This is a genomic window from Streptomyces sp. NPDC058371, assembly GCF_042723265.1.
Lineage (GTDB): Bacteria > Actinomycetota > Actinomycetes > Streptomycetales > Streptomycetaceae > Streptomyces.
Genome location: NZ_JBHXJC010000022.1, coordinates 89,943 through 108,457, shown reverse-complemented (window position 1 = coordinate 108,457; position 18,515 = coordinate 89,943). Strand labels below are relative to the sequence as shown.

At 70.8% G+C, this 18,515-nt stretch carries 18 protein-coding genes; 10 read left to right on the top strand and 8 right to left on the bottom strand.

Going from position 1 to position 18,515, the window contains the following annotated elements:
- The first annotated feature begins 384 nt into the window (after positions 1-384).
- The 10 genes from ACFWM2_RS38375 to ACFWM2_RS38330 all read left to right on the top strand — a co-directional run bounded on the left by ACFWM2_RS38375 (position 385) and on the right by ACFWM2_RS38330 (position 9,652).
- Positions 385-1,986 carry an AMP-binding protein gene (locus ACFWM2_RS38375; RefSeq protein WP_383290367.1) on the top strand — a complete coding sequence of 534 codons (1,602 nt, stop codon included), beginning with the start codon at positions 385-387 and terminating at the stop codon, positions 1,984-1,986.
- 9 nt (positions 1,987-1,995) lie between these two features.
- Entirely contained in the window at positions 1,996-3,549 is a 1,554-nt protein-coding gene (locus ACFWM2_RS38370; RefSeq protein WP_383290364.1) for a phenylalanine aminomutase (D-beta-phenylalanine forming), read from the top strand.
- A 10-nt stretch (positions 3,550-3,559) separates the two neighbouring features.
- Positions 3,560-3,967 carry a 3-hydroxyacyl-ACP dehydratase FabZ family protein gene (locus tag ACFWM2_RS38365; protein ID WP_383290361.1) on the top strand — a complete coding sequence of 136 codons (408 nt, stop codon included), beginning with the start codon at positions 3,560-3,562 and terminating at the stop codon, positions 3,965-3,967.
- Positions 3,960-4,457, top strand: coding sequence for a 3-hydroxyacyl-ACP dehydratase FabZ family protein (locus ACFWM2_RS38360; protein ID WP_383290358.1), 498 nt, complete (start codon positions 3,960-3,962; stop codon positions 4,455-4,457). Before ACFWM2_RS38365 ends, ACFWM2_RS38360 begins: the two co-directional genes overlap by 8 nt.
- On the top strand, positions 4,454-4,699 hold the full coding sequence (locus ACFWM2_RS38355; RefSeq protein WP_383290355.1) for an acyl carrier protein: 246 nt from the start codon (positions 4,454-4,456) through the stop codon (positions 4,697-4,699). Before ACFWM2_RS38360 ends, ACFWM2_RS38355 begins: the two co-directional genes overlap by 4 nt.
- A gap of 45 nt (positions 4,700-4,744) precedes the next feature.
- The gene (gene aroH, locus ACFWM2_RS38350; RefSeq protein WP_383290352.1) at positions 4,745-5,185 is read left to right on the top strand and encodes a chorismate mutase; all 441 of its coding nucleotides are present in this window, start codon (positions 4,745-4,747) and stop codon (positions 5,183-5,185) included.
- 2 nt (positions 5,186-5,187) lie between these two features.
- On the top strand, positions 5,188-6,417 hold the full coding sequence (locus ACFWM2_RS38345; RefSeq protein ID WP_383290349.1) for a 3-deoxy-7-phosphoheptulonate synthase: 1,230 nt from the start codon (positions 5,188-5,190) through the stop codon (positions 6,415-6,417).
- Between the two features lie 27 nt (positions 6,418-6,444).
- The gene (pheA, locus tag ACFWM2_RS38340) at positions 6,445-7,293 is read left to right on the top strand and encodes a prephenate dehydratase (RefSeq protein ID WP_383290346.1); all 849 of its coding nucleotides are present in this window, start codon (positions 6,445-6,447) and stop codon (positions 7,291-7,293) included.
- Between the two features lie 338 nt (positions 7,294-7,631).
- Positions 7,632-8,072, top strand: a complete 441-nt coding sequence (locus ACFWM2_RS38335; protein ID WP_383290343.1) for a hypothetical protein — start codon at positions 7,632-7,634, stop codon at positions 8,070-8,072.
- Positions 8,069-9,652: a multicopper oxidase family protein gene (locus tag ACFWM2_RS38330; protein WP_383290340.1), complete on the top strand. Its 1,584-nt coding sequence runs from the start codon at positions 8,069-8,071 to the stop codon at positions 9,650-9,652. The genes ACFWM2_RS38335 and ACFWM2_RS38330 overlap by 4 nt, the downstream gene beginning before the upstream one ends.
- 180 nt (positions 9,653-9,832) lie before the next feature.
- On the opposite strand, the gene ACFWM2_RS38325 is transcribed toward ACFWM2_RS38330, so the two are convergent.
- The 8 genes from ACFWM2_RS38325 to ACFWM2_RS38290 all read right to left on the bottom strand — a co-directional run bounded on the left by ACFWM2_RS38325 (position 9,833) and on the right by ACFWM2_RS38290 (position 18,515).
- Positions 9,833-10,894: an LLM class F420-dependent oxidoreductase gene (locus ACFWM2_RS38325; protein ID WP_383290337.1), complete on the bottom strand. Its 1,062-nt coding sequence runs from the start codon at positions 10,892-10,894 to the stop codon at positions 9,833-9,835.
- Positions 10,895-11,641, bottom strand: a complete 747-nt coding sequence (gene fabG / locus ACFWM2_RS38320; protein WP_383290334.1) for a 3-oxoacyl-ACP reductase FabG — start codon at positions 11,639-11,641, stop codon at positions 10,895-10,897. It abuts the gene before it with no gap.
- Between the two features lie 71 nt (positions 11,642-11,712).
- Complete coding sequence (locus ACFWM2_RS38315; RefSeq protein ID WP_383290331.1) at positions 11,713-11,982, bottom strand: acyl carrier protein; 270 nt, start codon at positions 11,980-11,982, stop codon at positions 11,713-11,715.
- A gap of 166 nt (positions 11,983-12,148) precedes the next feature.
- Complete coding sequence (locus tag ACFWM2_RS38310) at positions 12,149-13,564, bottom strand: cytochrome P450 (protein ID WP_383290328.1); 1,416 nt, start codon at positions 13,562-13,564, stop codon at positions 12,149-12,151.
- A gap of 139 nt (positions 13,565-13,703) precedes the next feature.
- Positions 13,704-14,951: a beta-ketoacyl-ACP synthase II gene (gene fabF / locus ACFWM2_RS38305; RefSeq protein ID WP_383290326.1), complete on the bottom strand. Its 1,248-nt coding sequence runs from the start codon at positions 14,949-14,951 to the stop codon at positions 13,704-13,706.
- Positions 14,948-15,427: an SCP2 sterol-binding domain-containing protein gene (locus ACFWM2_RS38300; protein ID WP_383290323.1), complete on the bottom strand. Its 480-nt coding sequence runs from the start codon at positions 15,425-15,427 to the stop codon at positions 14,948-14,950. The genes fabF and ACFWM2_RS38300 overlap by 4 nt, the downstream gene beginning before the upstream one ends.
- Complete coding sequence (locus ACFWM2_RS38295; RefSeq protein WP_383290320.1) at positions 15,424-17,118, bottom strand: FAD-dependent oxidoreductase; 1,695 nt, start codon at positions 17,116-17,118, stop codon at positions 15,424-15,426. The genes ACFWM2_RS38300 and ACFWM2_RS38295 overlap by 4 nt, the downstream gene beginning before the upstream one ends.
- The gene (locus tag ACFWM2_RS38290) at positions 17,115-18,515 is read right to left on the bottom strand and encodes a hypothetical protein (protein WP_383290317.1); all 1,401 of its coding nucleotides are present in this window, start codon (positions 18,513-18,515) and stop codon (positions 17,115-17,117) included. Before ACFWM2_RS38290 ends, ACFWM2_RS38295 begins: the two co-directional genes overlap by 4 nt.

Genomic DNA, 18,515 nt, shown 5'->3' with positions numbered 1-18,515 from the left:
CACGCCGCTTGCGCAGCTCGGCGTCGGGCTGCGGAAGATCCGCACCAGGCAGCTTGAACTCGTGCTCCTCGGAGGACATGCAGGCTCCTTCAGACGTCGGCTGGTTGGGTACGGGAAGCGACGCTAGGCGGCCGGCCTCGTCTGTCCCTCGTACCGCGCTGGAGCGTGCAGCGCCGGTGCCTGCCGGCGCGGGGCGCGGGGTTTTGCCGCCGTGCGTGCGGCTGTTCGCCCCAGGTCGCCGACCTGCCTGTACACCGCTGCTCAAGTCGTGCTCCAGTCCCACGCCCATCGCGATGTTCCACGGTTGCTCCCGAGGCCCCGACGCGACACGGCGGCACCGGCGGCTGCGTTCGCCGCCGTCACTCAACTGACCAGGGAGACGTTATGGAACGCCCGCGTCCTTCGGTGGACAACCTCTACGGGTTGCTCATGGGCCCCGTGGCCGTCACTCCGGACAAGCCCGCGGTGGTGGAGGCGGACGACGAGGGAGTCCTCCATGAGGTCTCCTATCGCCGTCTCGATCGTCTGACCCAGGAGTACGCGGCCGTTCTGGAGGGCCTCGGCCTCGATGTGGGTGATCGTGTGGTCATCGAGGCGGACACCTCCGCCCCAGCGGTGGCCATGCTGCTGGCGTGCTCCCTGCTGGGCCTGCCGTTCGTCACGGTGAGCCCGCAGACTCCGGACACGCGCCTGCTGTCGATCGTGCACTCGGTCGAACCCGCGCTGCACGCCCGGGCCGAGGGCCTCGCGCGCAGAGAGCGGGTGGAGGCGGAGGGCAGCGCGTACTTCGGCCCGGGCGGCCTGGTGGTGGAGCGTCCGCCGGCGCGCCGGGTGGGCCGGCGCCGTAGCGTGCTGGCCACCGACACCGCGTACATCGTCTTCACCTCCGGATCGACCGGCCGTCCCAAGGGCGTGGTGATGAGCCACCGGTCGATCGTGACGTTCCTGCGCGCGATGCTGGAGGACGCACTGGCCGGACCCGACGACCGGGTGGCCAGCACATCGCCGCTGCAGTTCGACTTCGCGCTGTTCGGGATCGGGGTGGCTCTCAGCAGTGGTGCCACCCTCGTTCCGGTCCGGCGGGAGGACCTCGCCTCACCACGGCGCATGATCGGCTTTCTGCGCGATGCCGGGGCCACCCAGGTGCACGGCGTTCCGTCGCTGTGGCGTCCGGTCCTGCGTCACGACCCCGACCTGCTCAGGGAGTTGGAGCGGCTGCGCTCGGTCGTCTTCGCGGGTGAGGAGTTCCCGATCCCCGAACTTCGCCGGCTGCAGGAGACGCTGCCCGGCGTCCGCGTCGTCAACGGCTACGGGGCGACGGAGTCGATGGCCGCCTCGTTCACCGACGTCCCCCGTCCGCTGCCGGCCGATCAGGAACGACTGTCGATCGGTCACGCCCACGCCGGCGCCGAGATGACCCTGGTGGACGACCGGGGCGAAGTCGTCACCCAGCCGGGCCGGATCGGGGAGATCTACCTGCGCAGCCCGGCACTGTTCACCGGCTACTGGAACGATCCCGAGGCCACGGCCGCGGTGCTGGTGCCCGACCCGGTCGACCCGCGGCACGGGCAGAAGGTGCTCCGCACGGGCGATCTGGCCCGGCTGGGCGCGGGGGGCGATCTGTCCTTCGTGGGCCGCTGCGACTACCAGGTGCAGATCCGCGGGAACCGGGTGGAGCTGGGCGAGGTGGAGGGCACCTTGACCCGCCTTCCCGGCGTGAGGGCGGCCGCGGCCGCCCTGGTGCCGCGAGCGGGGGACCACGTGCTGATGGCGGCCGTCGTCCTGGACGGCCCGGGTGATCTCGACAGCGGTGCGGCCCTCGCGTTCTGCGCGCGGGAGCTGCCCGCCTACATGGTGCCTCGCTCGGTCCACACCTTGCCGGAGCTCCCCCTGACCGAGAACGGCAAGGTCGATCGCGCTTTGCTCACGCAGCAGCTGGCCTCCCCCCGGAGGACATCGGCTGTACGACACGCTACGAACGCTTAGGAGCCACACGTGACTTACACCTTGTCCATCGGCCGGCGGGTGCGGCTGGCCGACGTCGAGTCGACCGCGGTATCAGCCGACCCCGTTGCCGTCGACGACTCGGTTCGCGCACGCGTACAGGCCTCGCGCCGGACGCTGGAGAAGTTCGTCGCCGAGGAGCGGGTCATCTACGGCGTCAACACCAGCATGGGCGGGTTCGTCAACTATCTGGTCCCGGTCACGATGGCCCGCCAGCTCCAGGAGAATCTGCTCAACGCGGTGGCGACCAACGTGGGCAACCATCTCGACGACGTCACGGTCCGCGCGATCATGACGTCCCGCATCGTGTCGCTGTCCCGCGGCAACTCGGCCATCTCCCTGGCGAACCTGGAGAAGCTGATCGCGGTACGCAACTCCGATGTCGTGCCGTGTGTGCCGGAGAAGGGGTCGCTGGGCACCAGTGGGGACCTCGGGCCGCTGGCCGCGATCGCCCTGGTCTGCATAGGCCAGTGGAAGGCGCGCGTGAACGGTGAGGTCCTCCCCGGCGCCGAGGCGCTGCGGCGGGTCGGCATCGAGCCGATGGAACTCAGCTTCAAGGAGGGCCTGGCGCTGATCAACGGCACCTCCGGCATGGTGGGTCTGGGCAGCCTGAACATCGCGCGGGCCCGGCGGCTGCTGCAGTCGTATCTGCTGGTGTCGGCGCTGTCGGTGGAAGGCCTCGCCGGCAAGACCAAGCCGTTCGACCCGCGGGTCCACGCGCTCAAGCCGCACAAGGGGCAGCAGGCGGTCGCCGAGTTCCTGTGGGAGACACTGGCCGACTCCACGTTGGCGGTCGACGAGCTCGACACCGAGCACCTCCTGTCGGGCGAGATGGGTGACACCGCGAAGGCGGGATCGCAGTCCATCGAGGACGCCTACTCGGTCCGGTGCACACCGCAGATCCTCGGACCGGTCGTGGACAGCCTCGCCTCGATCGAGCAGGTCGTCGAGGACGAACTCAACTCCTCCAACGACAACCCGCTGGTCGACCCCGACGAGGCCGAGGTGTTCCACAACGGGCACTTCCATGGGCAGTACGTGGCCATGGCGATGGACCATCTGGCGATCGCGCTGACCACGCTGATGAATCTGTCCAACCGCCGTATCGACCGGTATCTCGACAAGAGCAACAGCGAGGGGCTTCCGGCGTTCTTGTGCCAGGAGAACCCGGGCCTGCGCCTGGGGCTGATGGGTGGTCAGTTCATGACCGCCTCCCTGACCGCGGAGACCAGGGCGAAGTCCATGCCCATCTCCATCCAGTCGCTGAGTTCGACCGGGGACTTCCAGGACATCGTGTCCTTCGGCTTCGTCGCGGCCCGGCGCGCTGCGGAGGTCCTGGACAACGTCGCCTACGTGGTCGCCTTCGAGCTGCTCTGCGCCTGCCAGGCCGTCGACATCCGGGGCACTAAAGGCCTGTCCTCGGCGACCCGGCGGCTGTACGAGCAGACGCGTGAGGTGGTGCCGTACCTCGACCACGACGTGACGATCACCGAGTACGTGGAAGAGCTCGCGAAGCGCCTGCTGTCCGAGCCGGGCCTGGGCTGAGGAGCGCGCCGTGCCTGCCCCGTCCCGCACAGCGAAGGTGTTCGACGCTCTGCACAGCCCGCCGCTGACCGAGTCGAGTCCCGAGGGCACCCGGGTCACGGTGCGGGTGCCCGTGGAGCGGGCCAGCACACAGATGGCCGGCCACTATCCGGGGTTTCCGATCATGCCGGGGGTTCTCCTGATCGACAGTGTGCGCCAGGCAGCCGGCTTTGCCCTCGGTTGCGAGCTGCGGCTGTGGCGCATCGTCCGCGCCCGCTTCGCCCGCCCGTTGCTTCCGGGCGACGAACTGGAGCTCTCCTTGCTGGTGACCCACGAGAGGGACACCCGGGTCGCCGTCCGGGCCCGGGGCACGCGTGCCGATGGCCAGATGGCGGCGGAACTGTCCGTCGTTCTCGAACCGGTGGTGGCCGATGCTTGACCACAGCCAGGTGCGCGAGCGGCTGCGCCAGCGCCCTCCCCTGCTCCTGCTCGACACGGTGCGGGAGTTCACGCCGCCCGACTCGCTCGTCGCCACCAAGGCGATCACCGGTGGGGAGGACTGCTACCGCCACATGGCGGAGGGAGCCGGCATCGAGGGGTACGCCTATCCGTCGGTGCTGCTGCTGGAGTCGTTCGGACAGGCCGTCTCGCTGCTGTGGTCGCTCGCCGGGCTCGGCCCGCCGGACGAGGTCCCGCTGATGGTCGGCATCCGCGAGCTGGTCCACGCCGCCCCGGCGGTGCCCGGCGACGTCCTGGAACACCACGTACGGCTCAGCCACCACTCCGGCCAGGTGGGTGAGTTCACCGGTGAGACGCGGGCAGCCGGCCGAACGGTCCTCACCGTGGGCTCGATCCTCGTCGTCTCGCGCTCTTCCGCAAGCCTGCTCCCCACCGCACCGCCACCGCTTCAAGACAAGGACGGCAGATGAACGACACCGACAACTCGATCTCAAGGGTCCGCGCGATCGTGGCGGAGATCCTGGCGCTGAGTCCGGAGGAGATCGACGACACCGCGGACCTCTTCGACGACTACCTGGCCGACTCGCTCAACCTCATCGAGATCGTCGCGCGGGTGGAGAAGCAGTACCAGGTGGTGCTGCCCCTGGACGAACTGCCGCAGGCGCGCAGCATCACCGCCCTGTACGGCCTGCTGAGCCGCCAGGCGGCCTGATCACCGGGCCGTACCGATTCTTCCCGGAGACACAGGAGCCAGCCAGTGACGACCCCGACCAGCCAGGTGATCGAGCCGGGCGTTCTCGCCGTGCGTGCCGTGCGCGGTGCCACGCAGGTCGCCTCCGACGACCCCGTACTCATCGATGAGGCCACCGGCGAACTCCTCGGCGAGATCCTGCGGCGCAACGAGCTGAGCGATGCGGACCTGATCAGCATCGTCTTCACCACCACCCACGACCTGCGCTCCGCCTTCCCGGCGGCCGCGGCCAGGAGGCTGGGCCTGAGCGACGTACCGCTGCTGTGCACCGCCGAGATCGCGGTCCCGGGCGCCCTGCAGCGTGTCATCCGGATTCTGGCGCATGCGCACAGCCCGCGGCCCCGCGCCGCCATGCACCACGTCTATCTCGGTGCCACGGCGGCGCTGCGCCCCGATCTGAGTGCCCCGCCGCCGGGAACTGATCCCCCTCTGACCCAAGGAGCATGATCATGTCCGCGATGCCTGTCGCGTCACCCGTTCAGGACCGCGATCTCCGGCCACCGGCAGCCACCGGCGACACCCCGGACCGGCTCGTCGCCGCGCAACAGCAGCCCGTGTGGGCCGACCCGGTGCGCGCGGCCGCCGTACGGTCCGAACTGGCCGCCCGGCCCGGCCTGGTGGGCTGGGAGGAGGTGCAGATGCTGCGCATGCTGATGGCCGAGGCGGCCGTCGGCACGTACCAGATCATCCAGGCCGGGGACTGCGCGGAGGACCCTGCCGAGTGCGGGCCGCAGGCGGTGAACCGCAAGATCGGTCTGATCGACGCGCTGGCGGGCGTCATGAAGATCAACACCGGCCGGCCGGTCATCCGGATCGGCCGCATAGCCGGACAGTTCGCCAAGCCGCGCAGCTCCCCCACCGAGATCGTCGACGGGCGTGAACTGCCGGTCTACCGCGGGCACCTGGTCAACGGGCCCGCCGCCACCCCCGAGGAGCGCCGCGCCGACCCCGAGCGCATGCTCACCTGCTACGCGGCAGCGGACCGGGCCACCACACTCCTGCGCCAGCGCACCGGTGCCTGGATGCCGCCGACCGGAGCACCGGTGTGGACCAGTCACGAGGCGCTGGTCCTGGACTACGAGCGGCCGTTGCTGCGCCGCACGTTGGGCGGTCAGAGCTATCTGGCCTCCACCCACCTGCCCTGGATCGGCGAACGCACCCGCAACCCGGCGGGCCCGCACGTCAGACTGCTCGCTCAGGTCGCCAACCCGGTTGCCTGCAAGGTCGGTCCCACCATGCGCGCCTCGGAACTGGTGGATCTGTGCGCCAGGCTCGATCCGGGCAGGGAGCCCGGCCGTCTGACGCTGATCGCACGCATGGGCGTCGACCAGGTCGCCGCACGACTGCCGGCACTGGTCACCGCGGTGCGCGAGGCCGGGCATCCGGTGTCCTGGCTGTGCGACCCGATGCACGGCAACACGGTCAAGGCTCCCGTCGGGCTGAAGACCCGGTCGGTGCAGACCCTCATCGAAGAGGTGGTGGCCTTCCAGCAGGCGGTCACCGAAGCCGGTGGCGTCGCGGCCGGTCTCCACCTGGAGACCACGCCGGACGACGTGACCGAATGCGTCTGGAGCCAGGCCCAGTCGGCCGACGTCGCCACCCGCTACACCACCCTGTGCGACCCGCGGCTCAACCCCCGGCAGGCCGTCGCCGTCGCCGGGGCCTGGAGCGCCGCCTGACCGGCCGAGCCCGGAGGTAATCCCCTGATGTCCATCGCCTATCTGGGCCCGGCCGGCTCGTTCACCGAAGCAGCTCTGAGCGGGCTGGACGTACCGCACGACTCGGCGGTGCCGTATTCGACGGTCCGTCAGGCGCTCGACGCCGTTCGCCGCGGCGAGGCAACGGCCGGCGTCATCCCGTGGGAGAACTCGGTGGAGGGGTCCGTCACCGAGTCCGTCGACACGCTCGCCGCCGGAAGGGACCTGCGCATCGTCGGCGAGACGCTGCTGCGGGTGGAATTCGCGCTCGCCGTTCCCCCGGCCGGCACCCTCGCCTCCGTCCGGCAGGTGCTGACGCATCCCGTCGCGCACGCCCAGTGCCGCGCCTGGCTGGGCGACAACCTGCCGTGGGCCGACACCGTCACCGCGACCTCCACCGCACAGGCCGCCCGGGAGGTCGCCGCCGGGGCCGTGCCCGGCCGCGCCGCCATCGCCTCACCGGACACCCTGCGGCGCTACGGGCTGGACATCCTCGCGTCCGGTATCGGGGACAGGCGGGACGCGGTGACCCGCTTCGTGAAGGTCGCCCGGCCCGTGACGGGCTCGCTGCCCACCGGTGTCGACCGCACCAGCCTGGTCGTGCCGCTGGCCGACAAGATGCAGCACCTGCACACCGTGCTCGAGGAGTTCGCCCGCTCCTGCATACCCCTGACAGCCGTACTGTCCCGGCCCGGCGGCTTCGGCCTCGGCACCTATTCCTTCCTCCTGGAATGCGAAGGACACGTGGACGACCCCGCGGTCGGCCCCGTCGTCGCCGCCCTCGCCCAGCGCCACGCCGCGTTCGTCCTGGGCAGCTATCCCCGCGCCGATCCCGGCCGACTGGCCCTGTTGACGTGAACAGCGGCGGGCCGCCCCCCTTTTTTTGCATCGACCCGCTCGAGCCCGCCTCGAGCCGGTCTCAAGCGGGCTGGGCGAGGGTGTGAAGGTGTCGAACTCCGAGCCGGCTCGCCAGAAGAGGGACCTGTCCCGGTCCCGAGCAGCGAAACCGGATATTCGACGGGTTCGGCAAAGGGATTCCATCACGGGTTAGAGAACGCATGGCTCGATATCAACCCGCCCGTTGGCTCGATTCCGTCTTTGCCAATCTGGAGAATTACTAGAGGGAACCCAACTGCCTTTGCCACCTGCCGATTTCGGGTTGCCAGGCCGCCGGGTTACCGGGTTGGATTATCGATATGACTTTGCGTCTGTCTCTGCTGTCCTTGCGTATCACCATGGTGTTCCAGTCGCTTCTGATGCTCGCTCAGGTCGCCTTGGCCGCCGGTTTTCTCGGCGGCCATTTCGACATGCTGGCGCTGCACGGAACACTCGGCCGTGTCCTCACCGTGGCGACCCTCCTGACGGCCATCGCCGCCTTCTTCGTGCGCCGCCACGGAGGGCCCAAATCGATCTTTCCCGTCGCGGTCGTCCTGGTCGTGGCGCTCGTGGGCCAGATCGCTCTGGGCCTGGCCCACAGCGTCACCGCCCACGTCCTGCTCGGCGTCATCCTGGTCTGCGCGGGTGCGGTGCTGACCCAGCGGGTGATGACCACCCCGCTGCCCGCCAAGGCGCAGACCCAGGCCCCGGACGTCCCGGCCCGGGACGCGTCCGCAGTGCAGCCGGAGCCGGTCAAGTGAGGCGGCGCGCGCTCCTGGGCGCCGGCGGAGCGGTGCTCGGCGCAGGCGCCCTGACCGCGGCCGGCTGGCCGATGCTGAGCCGCTACGTGCGCGAGGGCCTGCCGGGCAGGGTGCTGTCCAGCGAGGCCGAACTGCCGGCTGCCTTCCGCACGCCCCTGCCGATCCCCCGGGTGCTGGAGCCGACCTCGACGAGCGGCACCACGGACAGCTACGAAATCACCCAGCAGCATGCCGAGCTGGAGATCCTGCCCGGCCTGCGCACCAAGGCGTGGACGTACGGCGGCACCTTCCCGGGGCCGACGATCGTCTCGCGCTCGGGACGGCGCACGGTGGTGCGCCATCGCAACGAACTCGACCGCCCCACCGTGGTCCATCTGCACGGCGGCCACACCCCGGCGGCCAGCGACGGCTACCCGACCTCCATGATCCTGCCCGCCGACGGCTCCTATGACATGGGCCGCGTCCACCAGGACATGAGCGGCGGAGCGCACGGCATGTCCATGGACCACGGTGCGATGGACCTCACCGAGGGCTCGCGCAGCTACACCTACCCCCTCGATCAGCGCGCTTCGACGCTCTGGTATCACGATCACCGCATGAGCTACACGGGCGTGGCCGTCTGGATGGGGCTGGCCGGATTCCACCTCGTGCACGACGACGAGGAGGAGCGGCTGCCGCTGCCCCGCGGCGACCGGGACATCCCGCTCATGATCACGGACCGTTCGTTCGCCGCGGACGGGTCGTTCCGCTACCCCTGGGTGGACAGCACGTTGCGCACGCCGGGCGTCACGGACGCCTACATGAACGGCGTGCTCGGTGACGTCATCCTGGTCAACGGCGCTGCCTGGCCGGTGCACGAGGTGGAGCGGCTGCGCTACCGGCTGCGCTTGCTCAACGCCTCCAACGCCCGCCTGTACAAACTTCAGTTGGACCCGCAGCCCGAAGGCGGCGGCGGCTTCGTGCAGATCGGCAGCGACGGCGGACTGCTGGAGGCGCCGCGGCGCCACGACGCGCTGGAGATCGCCCCGGCCGAACGCTTCGATGTCGTGGTCGACTTCTCCCGCTACCGGCCGGGCACCAAAGTACGTCTGGTGAACCGCTTCGGGGACGGCTCGACGGCCGAGGTCATGCGCTTCGACGTCGGCTCGGGCTCCCCCCGTGACGACACGAGGGTGCCGCAGAAGCTGAGCGAGGTGCGCCGGCTCGACCCGGGCCGGGCCGCGGTCACCCGCAACTTCCACTTCCGCGGTTCCAGCGCGGGCTGGACGATCAACGGCAAGGAGTACGAGCCGGGACGCGCGCTGGCCCGCCCCAAGCTCGGGCAGGTGGAGGTATGGCGGTTCACCACGAACTTCCACCACCCCGTCCATCTGCACCTGGACCCCTTCCAGGTGGTCTCGCGCGAGGGCCACGGCATCGGGGCGTTCGACCACGGCTGGAAGGACACCGTGGACCTGCGTCCGGCCGAGGCCGTCGAGGTGGTCACCCGGTTCACCGACTACGCCGGCGCCTTCATGATCCACTGCCATAACCTGGAACACGAGGACATGGCCATGATGGGCGACTTCATCACCGAGTAGCCCCCCGTGGTGTCCGCACCTTCTTCGTGATCCGCAGGCAAGTCCACCGGCCTTCGGAGTCGGCTGACGTCTCCCCTTGACGAGTGCTCCACGGGGGTGTCACCGGCTCCGAAGGCGTGGGCGGTTCAGCGGCGGATGGCTCCCTGGGCCCGGAGCGGCGGGCCCGCGCCCGTGCCTGCGTCAGTCCCCCACACCTGCCTTGTCCAGGGCCTTGGCCAGGGTGCGCAGGGTGGCGATGCCCTGTTCGGCGTGGTCCGGGAAGATCATGGCCGAGAGCGTGGTGACACCGGCTTCGGCATAGGCCTGCAGCCGGTCCGCGATGCGGTCGGCGGATCCCAACAGGGCGGTGCGGTCGAGGAATTCCTCCGGCATGGCCTCGGTGGCCGCGCGCAGCCTTCCGGCCAGGTAGAGCTGCTGCACCTGGTCCGCCTCTTGCGGGAAGCCGGTGCGGGCCATGAGCTGGTGGTAGAAGTTGTGCCGCCGCGAGCCCATGCCGCCCACGTAGTGAGTGGTGAAGGTGCGGACCCGGTCCGCGCACTGCGTGAGGTCGCCGCCGGCAGCGACGGGCACCGCGGCGACCACGTCGAAGCCCTGCAGATCACCCCTCGTGCGCGCGGCCCCGGTGCGCAGGTGCGTCATGGACTCGTGCCCGAACTCGGGCTGGAAGAAGACGCAGAGCCAGCCGTCCGCGATCTCGCCCGCCAGGCGTGTGTTGGCCGGGCCGACGGCCGCGAGGTAGAGGGGCACGTGCCTGCGCCGCGGACGCATTCCCAGCTGGAGGGCCTTGCCGGGCCCCGCGGGCAGCGGCAGGCGGTAGTGCTCGCCGTCGTAGGCGACGGCCTTGCGCTGCAGCGCCATCCTGACGATGTCGACGTACTCGCGGGTGCGGGCGAGCGGCTTGTCGAACCGGGCCCCGTGCCACCCCTCGGCGACCTGCGGTCCTGACACCCCCAGGCCGAGGCGGAAGCGGCCCTCCGAGAGCAGGTCGAGGGTGGCGGCGGTCATCGCGGTCATCGCGGGTGAGCGGGCCGGGATCTGCATCGCCGCGGTGCCCAGCTCGATGCGTGAGGTCTGCGCGGCGAGCCAGCCGAGCAGCGAGACGCTGTCCGAGCTGAACACCTCGGCGGTCCAGGCCACCGAGAAGCCCAGCCGCTCGGCCTCGCGCACGTATCGCGCGGATTCCCTGGGCGGCGCTGCGGCGCCCGGATGGCCGAGATAGCGGAGATTGAGTCCGAGCCTCACTCAGATCACCAGGCCGCCGTCGACGCCCAGGACCTGCCCGGAGATGTACCGGGCGCGGTCGGAGACGAGGAAGGACACCAGATCTGCCACGTCCTGCGGTGCGCCGAAGCGGCCGAGCGGGACGCCGTCGAGGATGTCCTTTTTGGCCGCCTCACTCAGGCCGGCGGTCATGTCGGTCTCGATGAGACCGGGGGCCACCACGTTGGCGCGCACGCCGTACTTTCCGCACTCCTTGGCAAGGGACTTGGTGAAGCCGATGATGCCCGCTTTGGAAGCCGCGTAGTTGGTCTGCATGGCATTGCCGTGCACGCCGGCGATGGACGACAACGTCACCACACAGCCGGTGCGGCGCGTCATGAACGAGAAGACGGCCGCGCGGCAGACGTTGTACGTGCCGTCGAGGTTGGTCGCCATGACATCACGCCAGTCCTCGTCGGACATCCGCAGCAGCGGGCTGTCACGTATCACTCCTGCGCAGGTCACCACGGCGTCGAGCGGGCCGAGTTCGCTCTGCGCGGCAGCAGTGAAGGCCCGGACCTCCTGCGGGGACGTGACGTCGACGCGGCGGGCGATGACGCGCGCTCCCGTGCCGGTGGCCGCTTTGACGGCCTCATCGGCCGCGGCCTCGTCCGAGCGGTAGCAGAAGGCGACGTCGAATCCGTCGTGCGCCAGGCGGGACACGACGGCACGGCCGATGCCGCGGGAGCCGCCCGAGACGAGTGCCACCGGGCGCTGGGTGTCCGGCACGAGTTCCTCCTGAAAGCCATGTCGAGCAGAGGTGGTGGGGGCGGCCGTACACCGAAAGCCGGCACAGGCCCTCAGGAGGCAACCTGGGCCGCGCGCTTGCCGGAGACCAGCTCCAGGACCTGCGGGAGGGACGAGACGTGCTTGAGGTCGCTCTCCTCCAGCTTGACGCCGTACTGCCTCTGCAGCCTCACGACGATCTCCAGCGCCATCAGGGAGTCGACCTCCAGATCCGCCACGAAGTCGGCGTCGTCGGTGACCTCCTGCACGTCGAGTTCGAGGATGTGTGCGATGAGGGTGCGCAGCTCTTCCTTGTCGAGTGCGACCTGGGTGTTGCTCGTCATGAGGGGGCGTCCCTTCAGAGAGGTGTCAGTGGACAGGTATGCCGGCCTGCGGTGGTCTCCCCCGGCGGGCGCCGGTCCCCGGGCGGGCGCCGGTCCCCCGGCGGGCGCCGGTCCCCCGGCGGGCGCCGGTCCCCCGGCGGGGGCCGGCGCCGCGGCGCGGGGACGTTCAGCGGCGGCGGGCGGTCACCGGCACCCCGTTGCGCGGCCGGATGGTGATCCTGGCCACCGTGTCGACCGCGACCCCGGGAGCGGGCTCGAACTCCCAGTTGCGCCCCAGGGTGGCCAGCGCCATGACGCCCTCCATCTGCGAGAAGGCGCTGCCGATGCACTGCCGCGGACCGGCGCCGAAGGGGAGGTAGGCAAGGCGCGGGCGTCCGGGCTGTAGCGCGTGGCCGGTGAGAACGTCCGCCGCGTCGCCGGGCTGCGGGGTCTTGAGCCAGCGCTGCGGGGCGAAGCGCTCCGGCTGCGGCCACCACTTGGGATCGCGGTGGTTCACCCACGGGACGAGCGCGACAAAGCTGTCCTTGGGAATGCGGTAGCCACAGAGCTCGAAGTCCTCCAGCGGACGGCGCGCCATGCCCATGATCGGCGGGTACAGGCGCATCGCCTCGGACAGGACCGCGTCGGTCCACACCAGGCGGGGCAGGTCCTGGAAGGTGGGCAGCCGGCCGCCGAGCACCTCGTCGATCTCCTGGTGCATCCGCTCCCGCGCCTCGGGGTTGTTGCCGAGCAGGTGGTAGGACCAGGCCAGAGCGTTGGCCGTGGTCTCGTGCCCGGCCATGAGCATGGTGACGGCTTCGTCGCGTACCTGGTAGTCCTCCAACGGCTTGCCGGTGTCGGCGTCGCGCGCCGCGAGCAGCAGGGAGAGCAGGTCGTCGCCCTGGCCGTCGCCCTGCCTGCGCTCCTCTATGAGCCCGTAGATGATGGCATCGAGCTTGTCCCGGCCCTCGAAGAAGGCCTTGTTGCCGGACAGCGGCAGCTTCGAGAGGTAGCGGGCGAAGGGGAGGGAGTCCCAGCGCAGCGGGCCCGAGTCGCGCGGGATGCCGGTGCGGATGGTGTGGGCCGCATCGCTGTCGAGCGTGACGTCGAAGATCGTGCGGGCCACGACGGCGAGGGTCAGTTCGGTCATCTCGACCGATAGGTCGAGCCGGTCCCCGTCCTTCCAGCCGGACTGGATGTCGTCGGAGATCTCGGCAAAGGCACGGCCGTAGCCGGCGATGCGCTCGTGATGGAACATCGGCTGTATCAGCCTGCGCTGCTTGCGGTGGAACTCGCCGTCGCTGGTGGTCAGGCTGTTGCCGAAGATCACCGAGAGCGGGGCGACCCACTCGCCGCCCCCGGCGCTCATGGTGGCTTTCGTGAAGTTGCGGTGCGAGGTGACCAGCACCTCGTGGACCGCCTCCGGGTCGCTGACCAGGTACAGATCACGAAAGCCGAGGGGGACGCGCACGACGGGGCCGTACTGCTCGCGCAGCTCGTTGAAGTAGTCCAGCGGATTGCCGGACATCGAGTACAGGGCGCGCAGCCGGCCGGTGGGGCCAGGGACGGCGGCGGCCACCGGCGCGGTGGAGAGCTGGGTCATCGAGGTGCCTTCCTTGGGTGTGGTCACACGGGGCGCCGCGGGCTCGGCCGGCGGTCCGAAAAAAAAGGGGGGGACGTGGGTGCTTGGGTGTTGCGGGCCCGCGTCCTGGAGGCGGATGCGTGGACAGCGCCAAAGCTCACTAGCTGACGAAGCGTTGGAGGGCGAGCGCGACGTTCTGCCCGCCGAAGGCGAAGGAATTGGACACGGCCGCCCGGACGTCGTAGGGCCGGGCGGTGTTCGGTACGTAGTCGAGGTCGCACTCGGTATCGGCGGCGTCCTGGTTGATGGTGGGCGGGATGATTCCGCGGTCGATGGCCAGGGCGCAGAACGCCGCCTCGGTCGCGCCGGCCGCGCCCAGCAGGTGGCCGGTCATCGACTTGGTGGAGCTGACGGCCAGGTTCCCGCTGTGCGGGCCGAAGGCGGCTTTGATCGCCTTCGTCTCGGCGGCATCGGAGAACGGGGTCGAAGTGCCATGGGCGTTGACGTGATCGATCTCGTCGGGTTTGAGGCCGGCCTCGCGCAGCGCGGCGAGCATGGCGCGGGCGGCACTGTGTCCGGTGGGATCGGGGGCGGTGACGTGGTAGGCGTCGCTGGTCTGGCCGTAGCCGCAGATCTCGGCGTAGACGTAGGCGCCGCGCGCCCGGGCCGACTTTGCGGTCTCCAGGAGCAGCATGGTGGCGCCCTCCCCCATGACGAAACCGTCCCGGTCGGCGGTGAACGGGCGCGAGGCCCGGTGGGGTTCGTCGTTGCGGCGCGAGAGTGCGCGCAGGTTGGCGAAGCCCGCGATCAGGGGCGAGGCGATGCACGCCTCGGAGCCGCCCGCCAGTGCGGCCCCGGCGTAGCCGTCGCGGACCAGGCGGTAGGCCTGTCCGATCGCGTCGGCCGAGGAGGCGCAGGCGGTGACCGGTGCGGCGCCGGGGCCGCGGAAGCCGAAGCGCTGGGAGACCGTGCCCGCGCCCATGTTGACGATGGAGCTGGGCACGAAGAACGGCGAGACCATCTGGGGCGCCGCCACGTCCTTGAGCACTCCCGCCATCATGGTGGCGGCGCCGCCGATGGCGCTGCCGATCACGGTGGCGGCGCCGTCGCGGTCGATGCCGTCCAGGCCCGCGCGCTCCACGGCGAGTTCGGCCGCGGCGAGAGCGAAGTGGCAGAACCGGTCGAGGCGTCTGGCCTCCTTGCGGGTCAGCCAGTCGGTCGCATCGAAGTCCGTCACCTCGGCGGCGATGCGCACCGGCAGCCGGTCGGCGTCGAAGCTGCGGATCGGCCCCACCCCACCGGTTGCGGCGAGCAGCCGCGTCCAGACCCTCTCGGTGCCGATGCCCAGCGGGTTGACCATGCCGATGCCCGTCACCACCACCCGGTGGCGTGCGGGCACGGTGCTCATGTCGGCTCACCCGGCGCGGCGAGCCCGAAGAGAGATTCCATCCGCATCGCCAGGCGCACATCACCCTGGATGTGCAGCCGGCCCGCGAACAGCAGATCCATGCCCTGGGCAGCGGCCGAGGCCATCTCCACGAAGCTGACCGCATCGAGGGTGAGGGTGACCGCAGGAGCACTGGAGATTGCCCTCTCGCGTACGTCGCAGGTGTCCTCGCCCAGTACGAGGTCGTAGGCGATGGTGTCGGCCCGCGTCCTTTCGACCTCCCAGCGGGCGGTCTGCGGACCGTCCGTGATCCCTCCGGTGTAGCGTGCGGGCATCTGCTCGAAGACCGTGCGCAGCACGCCCTCGCCGTCGGGTGTGGCCAGCCAGGCCGCCAGGTCCGCGCGCGGCAGCCCGGCAAGCGCGGCGCGGACTTCGGCGCGTACGCCGGAGCGCAGGCCCGCGGCTCGCTCCGGGGTGATGGTCCATCCCGCCGTCATGAGAGGCCTTCCGCTCGTGCGGGCACCGGCCCGCTGTTGACTGCACGGTCCGCGGCCTGCCGCAGTTCCTGCCGGGGGGCGACGCCGGGCAGCCGGGCAAGGACATGGCCATCGGGTCGCACCAGCACTGCCTCCGTGCCCTGCAGGGCGTAGCTGTCGGCGAAGGCGCCGGTGACATCGCGCAGTCGGGGGCCGTCCGTAGTGATCACGGCTGCTGTCAGGGGCAGGCCCAGGAAGGTCCCGCTCTCCTGCGCCACTTGCTGCCAGAGGGCTCCCTGGGCCCCGGTGAGCAGGGCGAAGCCGGTGCGGGCCAGGTCGGTCGTGGAGATCCGCTCGCCGGCGCCCTCGAGCCAGGCGTGCGGGGCGCGATGCCCGGCCTGGGCGGTCGGAGAATAGGTCACCACGTCCTGGACCACCGGCTCGCCCGGGCCCGGTGCGTAGGTGAAACCCAGCGTCTGTCCCTCGAAGTCGAAGTGCGGCCGGTGCTGTTCGATGGTTCGGGCGAACTCGGCCGGGTCGGCGTCGGACTGCAGCAGCGCCCGCTTTTGCAGGGCGTTGGACTCGCTGTGCCGGGCGTTGAACTCCGCGACCGGGCGCCGCTCACGCTCGTAGGAGTCGAGCAGCGCGTCGGGGGCGCCGCCGCCCAGCACCGCGGCCAGTTTCCAGGCCAGGTTGTGCGCGTCCTGGATGCCGGTGTTCATGCCGAAGCCACCGGTGGGCGGGAAGGTGTGGGCGGCGTCCCCCGCGGCGAGCACCCGGCCCTCCGCGCTGCGCCAGGAGGCGAGCGAGGTGGAGCCCATCACCCAGTTGCGTACCGAGTGGATGCGCAGCCCCTTGATCGCCTCGCCCGTCTCCCCGATGGCGGCCTCGATCAGCTTGTGGTGATCGACTTCCTGCTCGAAGTAGGTGTGTTCCTCCTCGGAGGTCAGGGCGGGGATCTCCAGGAGCCATTCGCCGCGCGTGGGGTCGACGGTGATCAGGACGCCCCGCACGGTGTCGTTGAGCACCCAGTACAAGGCGCTCTCCCGGCCGGCCGTCCAGGGCGAGAGGTCGGCCTGGAAGTGGATGTCCAGGAGCCTGCCGAGCGGCGTGGCCGCCGTCCGCTGCAGGCCCACCGTCTCGCCCAGCGAGCCGTGCAGCCCCTCGGCCAGGACGGCGTAGCGGGCCTCGACGACGGTGGGGTGCTCACCCGAGGCGATCACCCTGACACCGGACGAAGTGGGGGTCAGCTCCGTTGCCCGGACGCCGCGGATCAGTCGTGCGCCCTTCGGGAGCCGGTCGACGAGCAGCGCTTCCACCCGGTTTTGCGAGCAGATGACGGGCAGGACCGGACTGTGGGCGGCTCGCTGCATCAGGGCCCCGGCCGAAGCAATGATGTCGAGGCCGGCCAGCTCGGTGCCGGCCAGCTCGGTGCACCAGGTGATACGTGCCGTGTTCTGCAGGGGCACGCCGGCCCGGCGGACCTCGGCATCGACGCCCAAGTGCCGCAGCAGCTCCATGGTGCGCGAGTTGATCACCGTGGCGCGTGGGTGACCCGACGGTGTGCGGCGCTGTTCCAGGACGAGTGTGCGGACGCCGAGTCCGGCAAGGAAGTGGGCCGCGGCGAGGCCGGTGGGCCCGCCACCGATCACCACGACGTCGGCCTCCACCTGCCCGGCGGCCTGGGACGGATACGGTAGGGCTGCGGTCATGAGCGCACCTCCGTGAGAGCAGCGACGACCGGCGCCAGACGCCGGGCCACCGCTGCGTCGAAGCCGGCCCTGACCAGGACGCGGGCGACGGCAACGGCGGGCAGCCCGGCCAGCACGGCACCGGTCAGCCAGAGAACGAACACCCCGGTGAGCGCGGCGCGTTGGGCCTCACCACGCCGGCCGGCGGCGCGGATGACCCGGCCCCAGACCCGGAAGACCTTCCCGGCCAGGAGATCGGCCGCAGCCAGCGCGTAATGCACGGGGGCCGCGTCATGAGCGGCGAGCACGGCCCGGACCCCCTCGGCCAAGACCTCCTCCAGAGCCTCCTCGCCCACGGCACGGGACACGAATTCGCCCTGTTGCGAGGCGAGTTCATCCTGCGCGGGCGCGAGGTCACCCTGTTGCGGGGCGAGGTGGGGCGGCACGGACGCGAGGTCACCCTGTTGCGAGGCGAGTTCACCCTGCACGGGGGCGAGGTCACCCTGTTGCGGGGCGAGGTGGGGCGGCACGGACGCGAGGTCACTCTGCGCGCGGGCGAGTTCACCCTGCGCGGGCGCGAGGTCACCCTGTTGCGAGGCGAGGTGGGGCGGCACGGACGCGAGGTCACTCTGCGCGCGGGCGAGTTCGCCCTGTTGCGAGGCGAGGTCGCCCTGCGCGGACGCGAGTACACCCTGCGCGGACGCGAGGTCGCCCTGTTGCGGGGCGAGGTCGCCCTGCGCGGACGCGAGTACACCCTGCGCGGACGCGAGGTCGCCCTGTTGCGGGGCGGGTTCGCTCTGCGCGGGGGCGAGTTGGGCGAGGCGTTCGCCCAGGAGCGCGAGGCGGTCCAGTTCGTCGTTGCCGACACCGGCGCGCGAGAACCCCCAGGACGCCTCCCGCCTGCCGGCGAGCAGCCAGCGCAGCTGGGTGACGAAGGTGACAGCGGCGGAGGCGGTGTCCACCGCGGCGATCGTGCCCACGTAGCGGCCGCCCGCGGCCCCCAGCAGCCGCTGCACCTCCAGGGCGGCCGAGTACCACATGTTCCGGCAGGCCACCAGGCCGATGACGGCGCGCCCCTCGAACGCCTGCGGCTCGGCGTCGATCAGCGCCCGCATGGGCAGCGCCGGGGCCAAGTACCAGACAGGAAAGGCGAAGACGACCAGGTCCGCGTCGTCGTCCTCGGCCACCGGCGGCCTGACAGTAATCCCGGGCGCCCCGTCGGGGTCGACACAGGCGGGGAAGACACCGAAGAAGCGGCGTAGGGGCCAGGGGAAGGCAAAGGGCTCCCGCGGCCTGATCTCAACCTTGCGTACATCCCAACCCGCCTTCTCCAGCGGGTCGGTGACGGCGCAGACCGATTCCAGGAGCTGACCGGTCTGCGAGTACCAGTAGACCCTCACTCGCGGCTGGGCACCCAT

Coding starts and splice junctions, on each gene's coding strand:
- ACFWM2_RS38335 (WP_383290343.1), top strand. CDS start 7,632: ATGACTTTGCGTCTGTCTCTGCTGTCCTTGCGTATCACCATGGTGTTC.
- ACFWM2_RS38290 (WP_383290317.1), bottom strand. CDS start 18,515: ATGGGTGCCCAGCCGCGAGTGAGGGTCTACTGGTACTCGCAGACCGGT.
- ACFWM2_RS38355 (WP_383290355.1), top strand. CDS start 4,454: ATGAACGACACCGACAACTCGATCTCAAGGGTCCGCGCGATCGTGGCG.
- ACFWM2_RS38315 (WP_383290331.1), bottom strand. CDS start 11,982: ATGACGAGCAACACCCAGGTCGCACTCGACAAGGAAGAGCTGCGCACC.
- ACFWM2_RS38310 (WP_383290328.1), bottom strand. CDS start 13,564: ATGACCCAGCTCTCCACCGCGCCGGTGGCCGCCGCCGTCCCTGGCCCC.
- fabF (WP_383290326.1), bottom strand. CDS start 14,951: ATGAGCACCGTGCCCGCACGCCACCGGGTGGTGGTGACGGGCATCGGC.
- ACFWM2_RS38295 (WP_383290320.1), bottom strand. CDS start 17,118: ATGACCGCAGCCCTACCGTATCCGTCCCAGGCCGCCGGGCAGGTGGAG.
- ACFWM2_RS38360 (WP_383290358.1), top strand. CDS start 3,960: ATGCTTGACCACAGCCAGGTGCGCGAGCGGCTGCGCCAGCGCCCTCCC.
- ACFWM2_RS38345 (WP_383290349.1), top strand. CDS start 5,188: ATGTCCGCGATGCCTGTCGCGTCACCCGTTCAGGACCGCGATCTCCGG.
- ACFWM2_RS38375 (WP_383290367.1), top strand. CDS start 385: ATGGAACGCCCGCGTCCTTCGGTGGACAACCTCTACGGGTTGCTCATG.
- pheA (WP_383290346.1), top strand. CDS start 6,445: ATGTCCATCGCCTATCTGGGCCCGGCCGGCTCGTTCACCGAAGCAGCT.
- ACFWM2_RS38300 (WP_383290323.1), bottom strand. CDS start 15,427: ATGACGGCGGGATGGACCATCACCCCGGAGCGAGCCGCGGGCCTGCGC.